This is a genomic window from Wolbachia endosymbiont (group B) of Limnophora tigrina, assembly GCF_964263235.1.
Taxonomy (GTDB): Bacteria; Pseudomonadota; Alphaproteobacteria; order Rickettsiales; family Anaplasmataceae; genus Wolbachia.
In genome coordinates, this window is sequence record NZ_OZ181655.1 from 413166 (window position 1) to 432119 (window position 18954).

At 35.2% G+C, this 18954-nt stretch carries 18 protein-coding genes and 2 pseudogenes; 11 read left to right on the forward strand and 9 right to left on the reverse strand.

Annotated elements, in window-relative coordinates; all coding sequences use genetic code 11:
* Positions 1 to 111: 111 nt before the first annotated feature.
* From atpG to ACE38O_RS02020, 4 genes are all read left to right on the forward strand, one after another.
* Complete coding sequence (gene atpG, locus ACE38O_RS02005; RefSeq protein WP_374698916.1) at positions 112 to 984, forward strand: ATP synthase F1 subunit gamma; 873 nt, start codon at positions 112 to 114, stop codon at positions 982 to 984.
* Positions 985 to 1002: 18 nt separating this feature from the next.
* Positions 1003 to 2337, forward strand: coding sequence for a TldD/PmbA family protein (locus ACE38O_RS02010; protein WP_374698917.1), 1335 nt, complete (start codon positions 1003 to 1005; stop codon positions 2335 to 2337).
* A 174-nt stretch (positions 2338 to 2511) separates the two neighbouring features.
* Entirely contained in the window at positions 2512 to 2763 is a 252-nt protein-coding gene (locus ACE38O_RS02015) for a cold-shock protein (RefSeq protein WP_006279919.1), read from the forward strand.
* 38 nt (positions 2764 to 2801) lie between these two features.
* A complete protein-coding gene (locus tag ACE38O_RS02020) occupies positions 2802 to 3983 on the forward strand; it encodes a DEAD/DEAH box helicase (protein ID WP_374698918.1) in 1182 nt (393 codons plus the stop codon).
* 10 nt (positions 3984 to 3993) lie between these two features.
* Here ACE38O_RS02020 and ACE38O_RS02025 read toward each other — a convergent pair.
* Positions 3994 to 5082 (reverse strand): annotated as a pseudogene (locus ACE38O_RS02025) (IS481 family transposase).
* Between the two features lie 46 nt (positions 5083 to 5128).
* Between ACE38O_RS02025 and ACE38O_RS02030 the strand changes: the two are divergent.
* Together ACE38O_RS02030 and ACE38O_RS02035 are read left to right on the forward strand one after the other, a co-directional pair.
* The gene (locus ACE38O_RS02030; protein ID WP_374698919.1) at positions 5129 to 5422 is read left to right on the forward strand and encodes a hypothetical protein; all 294 of its coding nucleotides are present in this window, start codon (positions 5129 to 5131) and stop codon (positions 5420 to 5422) included.
* Positions 5423 to 5544: 122 nt separating this feature from the next.
* Positions 5545 to 5904 carry a TrbC/VirB2 family protein gene (locus tag ACE38O_RS02035; protein ID WP_374698920.1) on the forward strand — a complete coding sequence of 120 codons (360 nt, stop codon included), beginning with the start codon at positions 5545 to 5547 and terminating at the stop codon, positions 5902 to 5904.
* Between the two features lie 2 nt (positions 5905 to 5906).
* Here ACE38O_RS02035 and ACE38O_RS02040 read toward each other — a convergent pair whose 3' ends face one another.
* Positions 5907 to 6905: a pyruvate dehydrogenase complex E1 component subunit beta gene (locus ACE38O_RS02040; protein WP_374698921.1), complete on the reverse strand. Its 999-nt coding sequence runs from the start codon at positions 6903 to 6905 to the stop codon at positions 5907 to 5909.
* 247 nt (positions 6906 to 7152) lie between these two features.
* A complete protein-coding gene (locus ACE38O_RS02045) occupies positions 7153 to 7275 on the reverse strand; it encodes a hypothetical protein (RefSeq protein WP_374698922.1) in 123 nt (40 codons plus the stop codon).
* Between the two features lie 355 nt (positions 7276 to 7630).
* On the opposite strand from ACE38O_RS02045, the gene topA reads away from it, so the two are divergent.
* The 3 genes and pseudogenes from topA to ACE38O_RS02060 all read left to right on the forward strand — a co-directional run bounded on the left by topA (position 7631) and on the right by ACE38O_RS02060 (position 11196).
* On the forward strand, positions 7631 to 10081 hold the full coding sequence (topA, locus tag ACE38O_RS02050; protein ID WP_374698923.1) for a type I DNA topoisomerase: 2451 nt from the start codon (positions 7631 to 7633) through the stop codon (positions 10079 to 10081).
* Between the two features lie 482 nt (positions 10082 to 10563).
* A pseudogene (locus ACE38O_RS02055) lies at positions 10564 to 10623 on the forward strand (hypothetical protein); the annotation flags it as partial.
* 318 nt (positions 10624 to 10941) lie between these two features.
* Entirely contained in the window at positions 10942 to 11196 is a 255-nt protein-coding gene (locus tag ACE38O_RS02060) for a hypothetical protein (protein WP_374698924.1), read from the forward strand.
* A gap of 124 nt (positions 11197 to 11320) precedes the next feature.
* Here ACE38O_RS02060 and ACE38O_RS02065 read toward each other — a convergent pair whose 3' ends face one another.
* Positions 11321 to 12148: a rhodanese-related sulfurtransferase gene (locus ACE38O_RS02065; protein ID WP_374698925.1), complete on the reverse strand. Its 828-nt coding sequence runs from the start codon at positions 12146 to 12148 to the stop codon at positions 11321 to 11323.
* A gap of 268 nt (positions 12149 to 12416) precedes the next feature.
* On the opposite strand from ACE38O_RS02065, the gene ACE38O_RS02070 reads away from it, so the two are divergent.
* Both ACE38O_RS02070 and ACE38O_RS02075 read left to right on the forward strand, forming a co-directional pair.
* Positions 12417 to 14015 carry an ABC transporter permease gene (locus ACE38O_RS02070; RefSeq protein WP_374698926.1) on the forward strand — a complete coding sequence of 533 codons (1599 nt, stop codon included), beginning with the start codon at positions 12417 to 12419 and terminating at the stop codon, positions 14013 to 14015.
* Between the two features lie 93 nt (positions 14016 to 14108).
* Positions 14109 to 15347, forward strand: coding sequence for an IS256-like element ISWpi15 family transposase (locus ACE38O_RS02075; RefSeq protein ID WP_374698228.1), 1239 nt, complete (start codon positions 14109 to 14111; stop codon positions 15345 to 15347).
* A gap of 19 nt (positions 15348 to 15366) precedes the next feature.
* Here ACE38O_RS02075 and ACE38O_RS02080 read toward each other — a convergent pair whose 3' ends face one another.
* The 5 genes from ACE38O_RS02080 to ACE38O_RS02100 form a co-directional block, all read right to left on the reverse strand.
* Positions 15367 to 16272 carry an Rpn family recombination-promoting nuclease/putative transposase gene (locus tag ACE38O_RS02080; protein ID WP_374698927.1) on the reverse strand — a complete coding sequence of 302 codons (906 nt, stop codon included), beginning with the start codon at positions 16270 to 16272 and terminating at the stop codon, positions 15367 to 15369.
* Between the two features lie 170 nt (positions 16273 to 16442).
* Positions 16443 to 17459 (reverse strand): DNA polymerase III subunit delta, encoded by a 1017-nt coding sequence (holA, locus tag ACE38O_RS02085; RefSeq protein WP_253307336.1) that lies wholly within the window; start codon positions 17457 to 17459, stop codon positions 16443 to 16445.
* Between the two features lie 5 nt (positions 17460 to 17464).
* Positions 17465 to 17653, reverse strand: coding sequence for a hypothetical protein (locus ACE38O_RS02090; RefSeq protein WP_374698928.1), 189 nt, complete (start codon positions 17651 to 17653; stop codon positions 17465 to 17467).
* A 131-nt stretch (positions 17654 to 17784) separates the two neighbouring features.
* On the reverse strand, positions 17785 to 18594 hold the full coding sequence (locus ACE38O_RS02095) for a metal ABC transporter permease (RefSeq protein WP_374698929.1): 810 nt from the start codon (positions 18592 to 18594) through the stop codon (positions 17785 to 17787).
* Position 18595: 1 nt separating this feature from the next.
* Positions 18596 to 18952 carry an Mth938-like domain-containing protein gene (locus tag ACE38O_RS02100; RefSeq protein WP_374698930.1) on the reverse strand — a complete coding sequence of 119 codons (357 nt, stop codon included), beginning with the start codon at positions 18950 to 18952 and terminating at the stop codon, positions 18596 to 18598.
* Between the last annotated feature and the right edge of the window lie 2 nt (positions 18953 to 18954).

Here is an 18954-nt window from a genome sequence, read left to right on the forward strand (position 1 = left end):
TCAAAATAATAAACCTGCAAGTTTTTTAGTTAGACTTGGTTCTAATGTCAAAAAAACTTGCTTTTAGACACTAACAATTATATATTTTAATAAATCAGGGTTGTATACAAAATGAAGAGCTTAAAGGAATTATCCTTAAGAATTAAGAATATTAGGTCTGTACAGAAAACCACGAAAATAATGCAAATGGTTTCTGCAGCAAAGTTATTACAAAGCCAAAAGAAATTATCAAATTCAAAATTATATATATCTAAGCTGCATAGCATTATTTCTTCATTAATGCTATCAGCTGATCAAAAATTACTGGCAAAAATTCTAAATATCAGTAATGACGGTTCTTACCTAGTATTCGTTGTTGCGTCTGATCGTGGCTTGTGCGGCAACTTTAACTCTTCTATTGTCAAATTTAGTCAAGAGCGTGTAAATAAGTCAATCGCAAATGGCAAAAAAGTAGATATTGTATTTCTTGGTAAAAAAGCTTTTGATGTAGGTAAAAATAGATTTGACTCTAAAAGTATCTTAAAAATTGAAAATAGTAAGGGGATCACGTTAAAGTACGTAGAAGCTTTGGTTGATGGTATAGATTTAAGTAAATACGATAAAGTTAAAGTTTTTTATAGTAAATTCTATAATACCTTCACACAAAAACCAATGTTGGAAACAATAAAACCATGGAGTGAAGACTCATTCTTGATTGACAACTCTCTGGCTGGTCCAACAACAGATTACGGCTATGAGTATGAACCACAAAATATTGAATTTATTTTAAAATCTTTGGTTCAAGATTACGTTGTAATTGCTCTTTACTCTGCTTTGCTTGAAAGTGCAACAAGTGAGAATAGTGCTAGGATGGTTGCTATGGAATCAGCAAACAGAAACACTAAAGAGATGCTGAACAAACTAGCATTGCTTTATAATCGTTCTCGTCAAGCAGCAATTACAACTGATTTAATTGAAGTTATAGGTGGTGCAGAGTCTTTATAAAAATCTAAGGAATAGAAAATGAATATATTAAATATTGCAGCAGATATCACTAAATTAATAAAAAAGCAGAATCAAGATGCGGAAGTTACAATATATGAAACTAATAAGACTTCAGTTTCTCAGCGTCTATCAAAAATTGAGCAAATATCACAATCTAAAAATTGCACTGTAGGAATCAGAGCTATAGCAGGTAAAAACAAAGCTGCGTATATTTCTACAAACGATTTGAATAATCTTAGTGATACGGTAAGCCAAGTGGTAGAAATGGCAAAGAATGCGCCAGAAGATCCTAGCATTAATTTTGCTGTAAATGGTAGTAATTATATCTCTTCTGCAGATTTAAGTATCTCAGATAATAATGTTGTAACCGTTGATAACCTAAAAGAAATTGCTGAAGCTGCAGAAAATTCAGCCCTTGCACATAAGAGTATCACTAATTCTGAAGGAGCCTCTTCTTCATACGCTTTAGTGAATACAGTATTATCGACTGTTTCTGGTTTTATTGGCTCGTTTAGTAAATCAACCTTTGCTAATCAGGTCTCTGTTGTTGCTGGAAGAGAAAGTGAAATGAAGGTTGGTTACGATTATGATATAGCATGTAATTTTAGTGATTTAAAGTTGCCAGAGTTAATGGGAAAAGAAGCAGCAAAAAGAGCAGTTGATCAATTGAATTCACGTACAATTAAAACTGGTAAATTTCCAGTTATTTTTGAAAAAAGAGCAGCAAAAGGGCTAGTAAAAAGTTTTGCTTCTGCTATAAATGGGAGAAGTATTATAAGCAACAGTTCTTTCTTGAGGGGTAGTTTAAACGCTCAGATTTTCAACGATAGAATTAATATTATCGATGATCCATTGTTGCCAAGAGGCATAGCATCGAGACCATTTGATGGAGAAGGGATAACTAGCAAGAAAAATATATTTGTAAAAAACGGAATATTACAAAATTGGATTTTAGACTTATACTCGGCTAGAAAATTAGACTCAGAAACAACCGGAAGTGCAACTCGTGCAAGTAATGCTGCAGTTATTCCTGCAGCTAGTAACCTCTACATTGAGAATGGTAATGTATCGTTTGAAGAATTAATTCAGGAAGTGAAAGAGGGAATATATGTAACTGATTTATTTGGTTTTGGTGTTAATTTAATCAATGGCGATTACAGCCAAGGCGCTTCCGGATTTTTTATAGAAAATGGAAAAATAACGTATCCAATACATGAGATTACCATTGCTAGCAATTTGAAGGATATGTTTAGCAATTTAGTCGTTGCAGATGATCTAACTTTTTGTGGGCAATTTAGTTCACCAACGATTAAAGTTAGCGAAATGACGTTTGCAGGTTCGCTTAACGATTAAAAAATTTATTTGCATTAAGTACAACAATTGTGTATTATTGTCATGTAATGTTAAGAATAGACTATGGAGTACAAAGGTTTAGTTTCAATAGCTAAGCTTAAAGCATTCTCAATCGTAATTTCAAAGTTTTTCATCACATTAGTAATGTTAGTTAATAATTTAGGAGTTGTTTAAATGGAATTTGGTAATGTAAAATGGTTTAATGCCGAAAAAGGTTATGGTTTTATCAAACCAGAAGGTAAAGGGGGTGACGTTTTTGTACATATTAGCACATTGGAGCGTTCAGGAATAAGGCCTGAGGCACTTAAAGGAGAGAATAAAGAGAAGGGAATAAAAGGAGAAAGAGTGAGCTATGAGGTTAAAGAGGAGCGTGGTAGGAACGGAGAAGATAAAAAATCTGCAATAAATTTAAGATTAGAGGATTAGTCTATTATGAGGTTTTTAATAGAATTAATTAACATATTGTGAGTAATTTTCATGAGATGGATCTTCCAGCTTCGCTTATACAAGCTTTAGATAAAAATAATCTTTTTGTCCCGACCCCAATTCAAACACAAGCGATTCCTTTAGCTCTGCAAGGTAAAGATATTCTCGGATCTGCTCAAACGGGAACTGGAAAAACTTTGGCATTTGCTATTCCGTTGGTTGCTAAGTTGCTGAATGAGCCTAACACTGGTTCAGCTTTAGTCATCGTGCCAACCAGGGAGCTTGCGCATCAGGTAACAAATGAGATAAGAAAACTCTTATTTCAAAATTCTGCACTAAGGGTCGCTTTATTGATTGGTGGTGAGCCTATTTTTAGGCAGCTAAATCAGCTTCAGAAAAAACCACAAATTGTAATAGGTACTCCTGGTCGTATTATAGACCATATTGAGCGTAAAACTTTGATTACTTGCAATGTTAGCGTTCTTGTGCTTGATGAAACGGATCGTATGTTTGATATGGGCTTTGGAATTCAAATTGAAGGGATCATGAAATATCTGCCAAAAATACGGCAGACTCTTATGTTTTCTGCAACTCTTCCTAGTGATATAGTTAAACTTACTGAGAAGTACCTTAATCAACCAGAGCGTGTTTCTGTTGATTGTCAGGCTACAACTTCTGCAAAAATTAAGCAAGAGATTGTTTATGCATCAGAATCAGAAAAATATAAAAAGCTTGTTATACAACTATGTCAGCGCGAAGGATCAATCATTATCTTTGTCAAAACAAAGCAAGGAGCGGATCAGCTAGCTAGCAGATTGCACAAAGATGACTATAGCGCTTTAGCAATTCATGGTGATTTAAGGCAGCACAAGCGCGAAAGGGTCATTAATTCTTTTCGTCGTGGCCGCAATCAAATCATGGTTGCAACAGATGTTGCTTCTCGCGGCCTTGATATTCCCCACATTCAACATGTTATCAATTATGATGCACCACAATCGCAAGCTGACTATATTCATCGTATAGGCAGAACTGCACGTGCTGGAGCTGAAGGGCATGCGCTATCTTTTGTTACACCTCAAGATAAGAGAAGACTGCCTGCGTTGGCAGACAAAGAAGGAGAGCCAAATTTTGATTGTAGTGTGCAATTTAAAAAACGTAATAGCAAAAAGGTCTTTAAAAGGCTAAGTACGTTAAAGTATAAAAGACAAGATTTAATGTGACAGACAAGAATTAACTGACAGAAGAATTGAGGTAGTCAAAACTAATATCAGGCTCTTGTTTAATGCTACTAATGTTTTTCTGAAAAGCAATATATTTACTATCAAAAAACGTTTGCATAGGTGTTTTGCCATAGCAATACTTACCCGAGTGAGGCCTTGTCTCATTATAAGAACGCAACCAATAATCAACATCAATCTGTAGATCTTCCAAAGAATTGTAGATTTTCTTTCTAAAGATAATATTGTAACACTCATCTTGCATGGTTCTATGAAATCTTTCACATATGCCATTGGTTTGTGGAGAGTTGGCTTTGGTTCTAGAATGATCGATATTTTCGATTCCCAAATATAACTGATAAGCGTGATTTTCTGGCTTGCCACAATACTCTGTACCCCTATCAGTTAGAATGCGTAATAATGGAATTTTCTGCTCATCAAAAAATGGAATAACTCTATCGTTGAGGAGGTCTGCAGCTGTAATAGCTGTTCTGTCCGTGTAAAGTTTAACCATTGCAACTCTCGAATAAGTATCAACAAAAGTCTGCTGATAAATTAGCCCTATACCTTTGATATTGCCCACATAATAGGTATCTTGAGAACCCAAATAACCTGGATGTTGTGTCTCAATTTCACCATGAGCTTCCCTTTGTTCTTTAACTTTTTCTAAAGCTGTAAGTTGTTCTTCAGTTAAAATGATTCCTTCTTAAGCTACTTTTGTCTCTAGCGCTTTAAGTCTCTTTTTGAGAGTTTCAAGGTCATTTCTTAGCCATACAGACCTTACTCCTCCCTGAGAAATTATTATACCTCTTTTTCTCAGTTCATTTGCAGCTCTTTCTTGCCCATATGCTGGAAATTCTGTTGCTATACCAATCACTGCTCTTTCTATATCGTCGGAAACTCTGTTCGCTAATAGCGGTTTTTTCTTACTTATTTCATGTAATGCTTCCTCTCCTCCATTTTCATATAACTCCTTAAACCGATAAAATGTATCTCTTGAGTATCCCATCACTTTGCATGCTTGAGATACATTTCCTAGTTGTTTTGCTAGCTCTAATAACCCTAGCTTTGGTTTTAGTATTTTTGTTTGTATTGTACTCATTTCTAACACTCCTTTCTTTTATTATTTTATAACTTACTTATTTTAAGTGTCAGATCAAGTCCTATTTAATACACCTAAACATAATAACATATATGTGTACAGCACTCTGGGTGGTGCAATTGCTGGAGCAGCAATTGCATATTTTGCAGGGGCAGCTACCTTAGCATCGCTTGGTGTTGCTATTGCAGTGTTCATCGCGTCTGCTGTTGTAGGTGCATTGGTAGGTTACGGCATTGCACAAGTTTGTAAAAAAGTGAGTGAAAAGGAGGAGCGAGGTTCAAATGTTGACTCTGAGTTACTAAGTACATTTGTTGAACGTTCTAACCAGCAGCAACTATAAAAACTTAAAAAAATAGTAATTTTAAAGCGCTTAATCGTAAACTTATTTAATCTTTTTGCTAACTTTACCAAAAATTATAGTATTTTAGGTATAATTACAATATCTAAATTTAAGGTATAGGGATGAACCCTACGATCAAGAAAATTTTCAATGCTTTTCTTATAATATTGCTTGTTTCTTTCTCTCATGTTGGGAGTGCTGCTGACGCTAATGACGATACAACTGCTCAAGTAATATGTAATATTATTGGCTATGTTTGGGGAATAGGCGGACCGCTTATGACCGTAGTGATAATAGGTGCGGCTTTGCTTGCGATATTTGGTAGAATGCCATGGCCAGCTCTTTTTGCACTCGGTATATTTTGTGCTGTATTTTTCGGTGCTAAAACTATTGTGACAAAAGTAATGGGTGGTATAGGCAGCACTGGAAATACTTCCTTGATGGACCAATGTGGAACAGGAGACACAAAAAAGAACCAATAGGGTTATTTTTTTCTAAAGCAGACCTGATGCACAGCTTCAACTATATCTTCCACTTGCGGTAATGCTTTTTTTTCTAGGTTTGCAGCGTAAGGTAAGGGGATGTCCTTGCCAGTTACGCGCATAACTGGAGCATCAAGGTAGTCAAATCCTTGTTCCATAACAACAGCCGAAAGTTCTGCTCCTATTCCTGCAAATGGCCAACCCTCTTCTACACTAACTAGCCTATTAGTTTTTTTAACAGAGTGAATAACAGTTTGAGTGTCAAGTGGTCTTAAAGTTCTAAGATCAATAACTTCAGCTTCTATACCTTCACCTGAAAGTAAATCTGCTGCGTTTAAAGCATCCATTAATTTCAGTGAGAAAGCAGTGATAGTTACATCCTTTCCTTCCCGTATAACAGCAGCCTTGCCTATCTCAAGTAGATAATCTTTATTTGACAGCTCAGAGTCAGAAACTTCATGTTCATGTCCGTAAGCTATTTCGTTTTCTAGAAATATTACCGGATTAGGGTCACGAATTGCAGCTTTAAGCAGACCTCTGCAATCGGAGGCAAAGTAAGGTGCTATCACTTTTAATCCCGGTATATGCGAATACCAAGATGCAAAGCATTGAGAGTGTTGTGCAGCAACTCTTGCTGCAGCACCATTTGGCCCACGAAATACTATGGGGCATCCAAGTTGTCCACCTGACATATAATTTGTTTTTGCTGCAGAATTCACGATTTGGTCAATAGCCTGCATAGAAAAATTAAAAGTCATAAACTCAACGATTGGCTTTAACCCAGCAAATGCCGCTCCAACAGCAAGGCCAGCAAATCCATGTTCGGTAATAGGCGTATCAACCACTCTATTTTCTCCAAACTCTTTCAGTAATCCTTTTGTTACTTTATAGGCACCATCATACTCTGCAACTTCTTCACCGATGATCAACACGTCAGGGTCGTTTTGCATTTCTTCTCTGATCGCTGTGCATAAAGCTTCTCTTACACTTAAGGTTGCCATTTATAAACTTTTATAGACTTTAACTAAAGTAACTATATCAGAATTACTAGGAAGCGTACAAATTAAGTTTTATAAACTGACCTTACCCAGATGATATGAATAAGTATTACTTGGTTGAAAGCAAGAGAAGATAATAACTTCTCAGAGTGGATAGGTGGCAGGTTGGTACTTCTTTTGAGGCACTTTCTGCTCTTACATGGAGTGTAGGAAGAAGACCTTGTGACCCAGATTCTGCCACCGGTGAGGCTCAGTCACCTTTTTGATAGCCTGAAGATGGCTTTATGTTTCCTGTTTCTTTTTTCCTTTTCCTCCATAAATATATTGTTTTTATATTCAGTTTAAATATTTCACTAATTCTTTTTATCGTCATTGTTTTTTCATCAACTGCTTTGAGAACTTATTCTCTGAGGTCTTCACTATATGGGCTTGGCATTTTTCATCTCTTTAATATGCCATTATAACCTATTCTATCCTTCAGGTAAACCTTTCTTGGGTTAGCTATAGCAGTGGGAATAGCAGTTGGAGCTTGTTGTCTGGTTGCTGCTGCAATCATATACTATTGTAATAGACCTTCAAATTCACTTGAAAATAGCAAGGTCCAAGGGTTTTCTGGAAACCATGAACAACCTACTCTGTAAAATTCACAAGACCTATTAAAATATTTTTTTACTTTTCATCGTATATTTCTCAACATATTATCTTTAAGTACTAAAATAATTAACAATATGGCGTTATTAATAGTTGAATCACCTGCGAAAGCAAAGACGATAGGTAAATATTTGAGTAAAGAGTTCAAAGTAGCTGCATCCTTTGGACATGTGAGGGATCTTCCAGCAAAAAACGGTTCTGTCGATCCGGATAATGATTTTGCTATAAAGTATGAAACCATTGAAAAAGCAGAAAAGTATATAAAAGAGTTAGTAAAAGCAGCAAGTAAAGCATCAGATATATATCTTGCAACAGACCCAGACAGAGAAGGGGAAGCAATGGCTTGGCATGTGATAGAGATATTAAAAGAAAAGAAAGCAATCAGTAATGAAAACAACATTTATAGAGTAGTCTTTAATGAGATAACAAAGAGAGCAGTTCAAGAAGCAATAAAGAATCCACGTGAAATTAATATGGACTTAGTGCGCGCACAGCAAACACGCAGAGCTTTGGATTATCTAGTTGGATTTAGTTTGTCACCACTGTTATGGACGAAATTGTCGGGGAGCAAGTCTGCAGGGCGAGTGCAGTCTGTTGTATTAAAGCTTATATGCGAACGGGAAGATGAAATCAGTAAGTTTATAATACAGGAGTATTGGAGCATAAAGGCAGAAATGCAAAATAGCAAAGATGAGGCTTTTTTTGCTATGCTAAGCCACTATGACAATAAAAAGCTAGAAAAATTTGATATTAAGAATGAAGAAGAGGCAAAGAACTTAGTCAGGGAGATTGAATCAAGGCAATATGCTGTAAGCACAGTAGAACGCAAGCAAGTTAAGAGAAACCCACTTCCTCCATTTATTACTTCAAGTCTTCAGCAAGATGCAGTGAATAAGCTGTATTTTAACGTGAAAAATGTTATGCGCATAGCGCAAAATTTATATGAAGGTATCGATATTGGTGGTGAAACTGTAGGGTTGATAACTTACATGCGTACAGATGGGTTTCATATTGCAGATGAGGCTATAAACTCAATTAGAGGGTCAATTAAGTCGTTATATGGTGATAAATATTTACCACAGTCTCCTCGTAAATATGTAAAAAAGGTCAAAAATGCTCAAGAAGCACATGAAGCAATTCGTCCAACTGATATCAATAGAACGCCGGGTAGTATTAAGGATTACTTAACGCCAGAGCAATTTAAATTGTACGATTTAATCTGGAAAAGAACCATTGCAAGTCAAATGGAATCGGCGATTCTTGATCAAGTGGTAGTTGAAATTAGTTCTACTGATCAGAAAGTGATTCTGCGAGCAAGTGGATCAAGTATATTCTTTGATGGTTTTTATAAAGTCTATCAAGATAACATGGAAGCCGAAAATGAAGGCCTGCTACCTGCCATGAAGGAAGGGGAAGCGTGTAAGCTGATTTCAGTTGAGCCAAAACAGCATTTCACTCAACCGCCACCTCGTTATAGTGAAGCAAGTATTGTTAAAAAAATGGAAGAAATCGGTATAGGTCGCCCGTCAACTTATGCAACAATTATTTCGGTATTACAAGATCGTGAGTATGTTTCATTGGATAACAAAAGATTTATTCCAAGCAGCCGCGGTAAAATCGTTACTATATTTTTAGAAACTTTTTTTCAGCGTTGTGTAGAGTATGATTTCACAGCACAAATGGAAGAAAAGCTTGATTTAATCTCAAATGGACGTGCAGATTGGAAAAAAGAACTAGGCTACTTTTGGGTGCCATTCTTTAGTCTTGTAAACTCTGTCAAGCAAATGACGCATGATGAGATTTTTAGCGGTATTAATGACTTGGTAGTCGATTGGTTTTGTTCAGAGGAAGGAAAAGAAGAAATAGGTAAGAAATGTCCTGATTGTTCCGATGGTATATTGAAATTAAACTTTGGAAAAGCCGGGGTGTTCCTTGGATGTTCTAACTATCCTGAATGCAACCATACAAAAGAAATTACGGGCAGTAATGACAATTCAGAATATCCAAAAAGTTTAGGTATAGATGATATAACAGGACAAGAGGTAGTAATTAAAAAAGGTCCTTTTGGGCTTTACCTGCAGTTTAATAATGAGTCAGAAAAGAAAAAAGCGGTTTCTATACCAAAAGATATAAATGTTAATGAGATTGATCTAAGCACCGCTACTTGGTTACTTTCCTTGCCAAAAGTGATTGGAGAACACCCAGAAACCGGGAAAGAAGTAAAAATAGGCCTTGGACGATTCGGGTACTATATTTTCTATGATGGTAGCTACTTTTCTCTTAAGAAAAGCTCCAAAGAGGTGCTGAATACAGAATTGAGCGAAGCTGTACAAATTATTGCAAACAGTCCACGCAAAGAGTTAAAATCTCTCGGAGTTAATGAAAAAGGAAAAGAAGTTTTCATCTGCAACGGTAGGTATGGATTCTATATAAAATGCGGTAAAACGAACGTTGCTTTGGGCAAGAGTGCAGATATTGAGAGTATAGATTTGAAGAAGGCTTTAGAGTTGATTAAGAATAAAAAGTAGACTTTTGTTGAAATATTATGTAGAGTTGAAATATGCTCTAATAATGTGGTGGAATAAATGACATTCGAAATACGGGATAACACTTTAGTTTTACGTGATTTAGATTACATAGATGTAAGTAAGTTAGAGACCTTTTAAGAGACAGACCAAATACTGCAGGGCTTTATTTAACTAGGTGCAAGATTAGTGTTGAAGTTGCAAAAGAATTAGCCGAGCTCAAAAATCTTACTTCACTTGATTTAACTAAGTGCGAGATTAGTGTTGAAGTTGCAAAAGAATTAGCTGAGCTCAAAAATCTTACTTCACTTCGTTTAACTAAGTGCAAGATTAGTGCTGAAATTGTAAAAGAATTAGCCAAACTTACGAGTCTTACTTCACTTGATTTAACTGAGTGCAAGATTAGTGTTGAAGTTGCAAAAGAATTAGCCGAGCTCAAAAATCTTACTTCACTCAGTTTATTTGAGTGCGAGATTAGTGCTGAAATTGTAAAAGAATTAGCCAAACTTACGAGTCTTACTTCACTTGATTTAACTGAGTGCAAGATTAGTGCTGAAATTGTAAAAGAATTAGCCAAACTTACGAGTCTTACTTCACTTGATTTAACTGAGTGCAAGATTAGTGTTGAAGTTGCAAAAGAATTAGCTGAGCTCAAAAATCTTACTTCACTCAGTTTATTTGAGTGCGAGATTAGTGTTGAAGTTGCAAAAGAATTAGCCAAATTTACAAGTCTTACTTTCCTCGGTTTAGTTGATTGCAAGATTAGCAATGGAGTTGCAAAAGAATTAGCTAAACTTACAAATCTTACTTTATTAGGTTTAAAGATTAGCGATAAAGGTGCAAACGTAAAACTGCAGAATGAGGTGCCGAACTCGCAAGAAAAACTTAAAAGCAGTAGCAAATACTATATTTGTGGAGCAGCAGTTGGTTTAGTTATTGGTTTAGTTGCAGCATATTGTTTAGGAGCTGCTGCTTTAACTCCTGTTGGCGTCTATATTGCAGTGTTTATTGCATCTGCTGTGGTTGGCGCGTTACTCGGAGCTGGGGTGGGTTATGCTGTGAGTACATATCTTGAAAACACTGAAGTTAAAAATATGCAACCTCACAAGAGTTATTGAAGATCTGTATTAAATACTAGCACAGGGGCTTTCTTCTATAGCTAACACAAGACTATTTCAAGACCTCGTCATCCCGCTGCTTGTTAGCGGCTGAGATACTGCGGCGGTATGACGTAGAGAGATCTTACTTATTATAGCTATAACACTGAAGTTTACAATCAGAACAAATCACCTGGCCACGTGGAACTGACTTCAGCTTGTCCGTTGAAACTTGATTTGAGCAGAATATACATTTTATTGTGTTGCTTGGAGTAAGTGAGTTATCAACAGTAATTCTATCATCAAAAACAAAACACTCACCTTCCCAATTACCATTTTTATTATAAGTTTTTTCAAGGTAAGAAAGAATGCCGCCTTTCAGGTGGTACACATTGTTAAATCCAAGATTTTTCATGTACGCTGTTGATTTTTCGCATCTAATCCCACCAGTGCAGTACATAGCCACTTTCAGGTCTTTACTCTCAGAGAAAGACTTTGCCCACTCAGGAAAATCGCGAAAGCGCTGAGTATGTGGATTGATTGCATTTTTAAACTTGCCTAATTTCACTTCATACTCATTTCGTGTATCTATTACTAAAACGTCAGGTTGAGAAGTAAAATCATCCCAATGCTCTGGATCAACATATTTACCCTTAAGGGAAATATCAAGATTGCCTACACCAAGATTCACAATCTCTCTTTTTAATTTTACCTTCATCTTGCTAAATGGTTGATATTCTGCTGCACTCTCTTTCCATGTAAGGTCCCTTAGCCTATAATCAGAACGTAGAAAATCGAATATTTTATCAATCGCGTTTCTTTCACCAGATACGGTTGCATTAATACCCTCTTCTGCAAGGAGTATAGTACCCTTTAATTCAATGTTGTCGCATGCAGTTTTTATTTCGTCTTTCATGTCATAATAATTAGAGAGTTCTACAAAGTGATAGAAAGTTGCAATGACGAAGCTCATGATTATTCACTTATCAACTAAAAACATGATATACAAAATTATAAAGATATTCAATAGTACGGCTGTTATAGCTAAAGTGGCTTGGGTTTACCTACAATTTGAAAAACAACAAATTCGTCATTCCGCTACTCGTTAGCGGAATCTATGCTGAGATACCGCGAATGAATCGCGGTATGACGTAGGGAAACCTTTCTTGGGTTAGCTATAATTACTGGATATCTTCAGTTTTTACATATAACATTTTAATATCAAATATAGATCCAAATTAATGTTTTTGAGAGTATTTAAAAATATATTCTTATTTTTAGTAAGTATATTATTCGTCTGTCCTATACTATCGTTAATATCGATTCTATTTACAGAATCAGCAAATTCTGGATGGGTAATCAGCACACTTTTCCCTGAATATATACTGAGTACGCTAATTTTGATGATAGGAGTGGGGGGGATATCCTTCATATTTGGAGTGATTCCAGCATGGCTCACCACATTTTTTTCATTTCCCGGAAGTAAAATTTTTGAGATTGCTTTGTTCTTTCCGATATCGATTCCTGGATATATAGTAGCGTTCGTCTATGTAAATACACTAGAATTTTCAGGTCCGGTGCAGAGCTCATTAAGAGACATTTTAGAGTGGAGCAAAGGTGACTATTGGTTTCCTGAGATAAAATCCCTAGGTGGTGGAATATTAGTAATGGGATTTAGTTTATATCCATACGTTTATATGTTAGTTCGCTCAAGTCTAAAGAATGTTGGTAACTCAGTCACTATTGCGTCAACACTTGGGTTCTCCTCATTACAGAGCCTGTTTTCTGTCATCATACCTTCCATACGTCCATCAATTATAGCTGGGTTATCCTTGGTACTAATGGAGGTAATTACGGATTTCGGCACACCACAGTTTCTTGCTATCGATACTTTTACGACAGGAATATATCGCACCTGGTTTTTACTGCATGATAAATATTCAACTACTGTTTTAGCAGTTGCAGAATTGATTTTCGTTGCAACACTAATAGCTATCGAAAAGAAACTACAAAAAAAAGGAATATCCTACTCTGCAATCAATACCAATTCAGATTATCACAACAAACGGAGTGTAAGTGGTGCTATACCACTGATTTGCACTTATATTATGTGTGCATTACCAATATTAATAGGTTTTATTTTGCCAATGATTCCACTTATATATTGGAGCATAGAGAAGGGGTTTTTCATATATGAAGCAAGATTCTATAATATAATAGCAAATAGCGTTAGTTTATCATTTATCACCACATTAATCTCAATTAGCATTGCAATAATTATTGGATATACAGCGCGTAAAAATAAGGTAATCAATAATGTAGCACGTCTCATTTCTTTAGGCTACGCAATTCCAAATGCAATTATCGCAATTAGCATAATAATATTTTTAAGCAGAGTATCCTCTTTCATTACTCAATATATTGTAGAAATTAGCTTGGTAGGAACTATTGGCGCATTAGTTTACTCATATTTATTTCGTTTTTTTGCTATATCTTTTAAGGCGGTAGAATCAGGGCTCAAAAAAACACCAAATGAAATTGAGTGGACTGCATATACCATGGGTCATGGGCCTATTTCCACATGTTTGAATGTTCATATCCCTCTCATCAAGAAGAGTATATTATCGGGATTTTTGCTCGTATTTATGGATACTATCAAGGAGCTCACAGCAACACTCATTATAAGACCATTTAATTTTGAAACTATATCAACTAGAATATATGAACTTGTAAGCGATGAGCGCTATAGAGAAGCTGCCCCATTTTCGTTGATAATAGTTATAATAGGCTTAATCTCTACAATAACCTTATTTACACTTGATGATAAGGATAAAAAATAAACGTAACCGTTCACAGATTTCGGGAGTGTTAAATAAACTGTGTCAAACCGAAAAAAAAGTAATAAATTGATATAAAAAAATGGAGGTTTGACAATGAGTCAGAAAGTAGTAAACAGAACTACCGGTTTGGTAGATTATAAAGAATTAGAAACAAATATCCTGTCGTCTATACGAGAAGGAAGACCGTTGACAGGAAGAGATGGAGCATTAACACCGTTTATAAAAAAGTTGCTGGAGGTAAGCCTGGAAGGTGAAATAGAAAACCACTTGTCGGCTGAAAGCGAAGAGAATAATCGAAGAAATGGGAGGAATGCAAAGACTTTACGTACAAGCGCAGGGTCATTTGAGCTTTTGACGCCAAGAGATAGGGAAGGAAGTTTCGAACCACAAATAGTCAAAAAAAGGCAAACAAACTTACATCCAGAGCTTGAAACGAAGATTTTGAGCACATTTGCCAGTGGTATGGGCTATAGAGATATAGTGTCACATGTTGAGGAAATTTATGATCACAAAATATCGGCGGCAGAGATATCAAGTATTACTGACAAATTGCTACCAGTAATCAACGAATGGCGTAGTCGCCCGCTGCAGTCTGTATATCCGATAGTTTTCATGGATGGCATGTTTTTTAAAGTCAAAGAGGACGGGCATTGCGTAAGTAAATGCATGTATAACATATTAGGCATAGATCAAAATGGCAAAAAAGAAGTATTAGGTTTTTATTTGGCTGAAAGTGAAGGAGCTAACTTCTGGTTGGGAGTGCTAAATGACCTCAAAGAAAGAGGAGTAGAAGATATCCTTATTGCCTGCGTTGATGGGCTGAAAAGCTTTCCTGCAGCTATAAACAGTGTCTTTCCTAATGCGGAAGTGCAGATGTGTATAGTGCATCAGATACGCAACTCACTGAAGTATGTGGCCAGTAAAGATGCGAAGAGTTTTTTGAGCGATTTAAAGAAGGTATATCAAGCTTCAAGCAAGGAAATTACCGAGAATTATCTGTTGGAATTGGATGAAAAATGGGGCACAAAGTACCCTATGGTTATAAAATCTTGGCAGAATAATTGGGAAAACTTGTCTGGTTATTTTAAGTATTCTGGTCCAGTTAGGAGGATAATCTACACCACCAATCCCATAGAGGGGCTACATAGGCAAATTAGGAAATTCACTAAGACCAAAGGCTCATTTACCAGCATAAATGCCTTGTATAAGCAGGTATATTGTGCTATAAAGAAGGCAGAGGAAAAGTGGACGATGCCTGTACATGATTGGGCATTAACTATCTCTCAACTTGATGTTTTCTTTCCTGGCAGATTGAAAATTGAGTTGAACTAAAAATGCGGTTTGACACAGTTTATTTAACACTCCCCAGATTTCCACTTAATTCTTCAATCTCACTAATAGAAAGGCCTGTAAACTTGACAATAGTGTTGACATCAACATTATTAGCCAGCATTGCTTTTGCAACTTCAATTTTCCCTTCAATTTTCCCTTTCTCTTTACCAATTTTTTTACCTTTCTCTTCAGCAAGATCAAGTCTGTATTCAAGAATGGCTTCTTCTTTCCGTAGATCCATTATTCTTTCTTCGTAAGCTACTAAATCTTTTTCGTTCCAACGAAACTTGTCTAATTCATCATATGCTAGCTTTATTATTGGCGCTTTTTCTGCTATCTCTTTTAAGTCCTCTTCTGTTGTTTCTTCTGCGTATTTAAAAAAGAAACACCACCTTTCTACTATACTTTCTAACTGCTCTACTTTACTTTTTGAAAATTTGGGCAATTCTATAAAGATAAATTGAAAATCTTTTAAGTAATGACCGTTAGTTTTTATATCACGTATATTGTGAGTAGAAATATAATCAACTTCTTCAGGAAGTAAGTTACAATTTGATATAGCAATAAAGAAGACTTTCTTTAAATCAATGTAGTTGCCAGATTTATCTAATTGTCTTGAGTAGGCTTTAGCGGCATATAATTGAGCGCGTTTTTCGAAGCCCTTGTCTCTAGCGAGCTGCATTTCTGCTATATATCTATTTCCGTGAGAATCCTTGCAGAGAACATCAACAATACTTTGTTTATCATAGGCAACTTCGGGATCCATAATAGTGCTAAGAAACTCAACTTCTTGTATTGCATTTATCTCAGTAAACCCTAAAATATCGTTCAAAAAGTGGATCAGGATATTCTTATTTTTTTCCGTTCCAAAGATTTTTTTAAAACACAAATTATTGCGAGGATCGAGAAATTTTGAAAGAGCCATGGCAAAAATGCTTGAAAATATTAATAACTATACACTATTATTAACAATTATTCAACCATATTTTTGAAGATAGCTAGTTTCTGTATTTATTTTAAATTGAAGAAAGCTCAAATGAAAGATCATGTTTTGCTAAAAATCACAGAATGCAGTCTGGTTACACCTTATCTTTGTTAGCTATAGCAAGTAATTGTATTTGTAATATGACAAATTACCTGCTGAAAAATCATTTTATGATCTAAATCAGTTTTTTTACAGGTAACTTCTAAGCTTATCAATTCTTCCAAAATCTTTTTAAGTTCTGAAAGTTGCAAACTTTTCAAATGAGATTTAAAGCTCTGCAATTGTTTAAAAAACAATGGAGGGCTTAGCTGATCAATCGCAGCCTGCTCACTCATTCCACCTTGCACTGACAGCAAAACGTTTTCAAGGCGTAGGAAATAATTTGATATAATGCGAATTAGCGCTATCGGTGAAAAATTTTCTTGCGATATCAATGCATCAGAAATTCTAATGAAGCGCGACATATCTTTACTTGCTATGGCAGAGCATAGATCATCAAGTGTAGCATAGTCGTTGCCGGAAGTTGAAAAGCATAATTCTATATCAGTAAGTTTTAGGTCTTTTCTCTCCCCTAAGTACAAAACTAACTTCTCAAGTTCTGAACATATAGGCAGTTTGCTATGATTAAAGTAAGATTGCAAATGGTAGATTATCTCATTTGTGCATTTTATATCATTTTGTTTTAAGTAACTTGATATAATGTCATAAAGATTGCTGTTGCTGTCCTTATAGCAAGCAATCACACCAAAAATTTTTGAACTCTCCATATAACTTTTAGTCGCAGAATTATATGGAAGATCACTTGCTACCATCATTACATAGTGACCACTTGCGTTATAATCCAATACGTTTTTTAACTCTTTGGATATACCTCCACTCACATTTATCAGCTTAATTAATTTTTTGCTGGTAAACATCGAAATGTTTGCCAATTCAGAAAACAGTAAACCGGGTGACTTATTCACTATTGCAAAATCCATCACCTGAACTGAATACTCATCCAAATTGGCAATTATTTCTTGTACATAAAAACCAACCCTACTGTTATCACTTCCATGAATTAACACACCACTTAAAGCATCAGGTTTCTCTAGGAATTTTTTAACTTTGGATGGTATGACCCTCATGCCATCTATATGATATCATTCTCATTTGATTGTACATGAGTATCCAAAGACTCTGAGTTTTCTTGCGCAATATTGTGCACATCATCTGCCGTACTCTGCACATCATTTAACTCTTCTGTTTTTCCTGTAATATAATTATAAAATTTTTTCACAGGTTGGCATACATATTTAGAAAAAAATCCTTCTTCGTTCATATTACTTACTCCATAAAATTAACAACTTATCATTAGCATAAAAACAGTAATATAGCAAAGACTATTTTGTGCTAAGATGGTGATGTTTTATAATGAGTATGTTACAAAATTATTAACATTCGAGACTAAAATTAAGCCAACTTACTTAACACTAACCTTATAAAATAAGCGACAATTAAATATACAGCTGCAACAAGTATAATTGCAGGTCCAGTTAACAAATCAAAACTTGCAGATAACATCAGACCTGATATCCCAGAAATCACAGAAAAAACTGTTGCAACAATAATCATCTGCATTGGAGTTTTCGAAATGAGCCTTGCAGATGCTGCTGGTATTAGCAAAAATGCAGCAATGAGTAATATTCCTATTAATTGGGCAGCAATTGCTATAAATATAGCAAGAGTGATTAAAAATTCTAGTCTAACAAAATTAACATTAATCTTCTCAATTACTGCTAAATCTTGATTAATTGAAATCATTAACCAATAACGCCATCTAAATATTAATATCAAAGTAACTATTACAGAGGTTAAAAAAATCGATATTATATCACTTTGATCGAGCGTTAATATATCACCAAACAGTGAGCTAATAATACTATTATTGCCTGATGGAAGAAAAGATATAAGTATTAAACTCGATGATAAAACTACATTGGTAACAATGTTCAATATCGTATCAGCAGAATATAATCTGTTAAAATTAAGAGAAAGTAGTATAGCAAATGTAATTGCAATGAGCATTATGCTAAGCGATGGGCTGATCTTAAAGATTAAAGCAAGTGCAACACCAAGCAACGAAGAATGGGACAAACTATCACCAAGATAAGATAACCTTTGCCATATCATAAACGATCCTAAAGCGCCTGTTACTAGGCTAATTACGACTACTGCAGCTAGACTATTGATGAAAAAGTCCTGGGTAAACATTTCAAGCATGCTATATGGCTATTAGATAACTGACAACAAATCTATCTTCGGATATTAAAACGTTATGGGTTCTGCATGCTGCACCGGTTGTCATAAATTCAAAATTTAAACCTTTTTGTTCCATAAGATAGGACTTCACTGAAGAACTTGGTATATTGCGTGTTTTACCAGTACCTATTATCAAAATTTCTATTTCCTCTGTTAAAAAAGATTTAAAATGTTCCTTGCTATTTATATCACTTTCTTTCAATTTAATCACCTTTTCAGGAAAAACTATAATTGAGCCGCAATATTCTTGATTGTTTACCAAGAATTTTCCTTCGCTGTAGCCGTTTATAAGATTTTTATTCTCGGAAATTAAGGGCATAA

What these genes read in the sequence shown, in the direction of transcription:
- ACE38O_RS02015 (WP_006279919.1), top strand. Translation starts at nt 2,512, where the DNA reads ATGGAATTTGGTAATGTAAAATGGTTTAATGCCGAAAAAGGTTATGGT.
- atpG (WP_374698916.1), top strand. Translation starts at nt 112, where the DNA reads ATGAAGAGCTTAAAGGAATTATCCTTAAGAATTAAGAATATTAGGTCT.
- ACE38O_RS02100 (WP_374698930.1), bottom strand. Translation starts at nt 18,952, where the DNA reads ATGCCCTTAATTTCCGAGAATAAAAATCTTATAAACGGCTACAGCGAA.
- ACE38O_RS02035 (WP_374698920.1), top strand. Translation starts at nt 5,545, where the DNA reads ATGAACCCTACGATCAAGAAAATTTTCAATGCTTTTCTTATAATATTG.
- ACE38O_RS02075 (WP_374698228.1), top strand. Translation starts at nt 14,109, where the DNA reads ATGAGTCAGAAAGTAGTAAACAGAACTACCGGTTTGGTAGATTATAAA.
- ACE38O_RS02010 (WP_374698917.1), top strand. Translation starts at nt 1,003, where the DNA reads ATGAATATATTAAATATTGCAGCAGATATCACTAAATTAATAAAAAAG.
- ACE38O_RS02045 (WP_374698922.1), bottom strand. Translation starts at nt 7,275, where the DNA reads ATGACGATAAAAAGAATTAGTGAAATATTTAAACTGAATATAAAAACA.
- holA (WP_253307336.1), bottom strand. Translation starts at nt 17,459, where the DNA reads ATGAGGGTCATACCATCCAAAGTTAAAAAATTCCTAGAGAAACCTGAT.
- ACE38O_RS02070 (WP_374698926.1), top strand. Translation starts at nt 12,417, where the DNA reads ATGTTTTTGAGAGTATTTAAAAATATATTCTTATTTTTAGTAAGTATA.
- ACE38O_RS02065 (WP_374698925.1), bottom strand. Translation starts at nt 12,148, where the DNA reads ATGAGCTTCGTCATTGCAACTTTCTATCACTTTGTAGAACTCTCTAAT.
- ACE38O_RS02080 (WP_374698927.1), bottom strand. Translation starts at nt 16,272, where the DNA reads ATGGCTCTTTCAAAATTTCTCGATCCTCGCAATAATTTGTGTTTTAAA.
- ACE38O_RS02090 (WP_374698928.1), bottom strand. Translation starts at nt 17,653, where the DNA reads ATGAACGAAGAAGGATTTTTTTCTAAATATGTATGCCAACCTGTGAAA.
- ACE38O_RS02095 (WP_374698929.1), bottom strand. Translation starts at nt 18,594, where the DNA reads ATGCTTGAAATGTTTACCCAGGACTTTTTCATCAATAGTCTAGCTGCA.
- ACE38O_RS02040 (WP_374698921.1), bottom strand. Translation starts at nt 6,905, where the DNA reads ATGGCAACCTTAAGTGTAAGAGAAGCTTTATGCACAGCGATCAGAGAA.
- topA (WP_374698923.1), top strand. Translation starts at nt 7,631, where the DNA reads ATGGCGTTATTAATAGTTGAATCACCTGCGAAAGCAAAGACGATAGGT.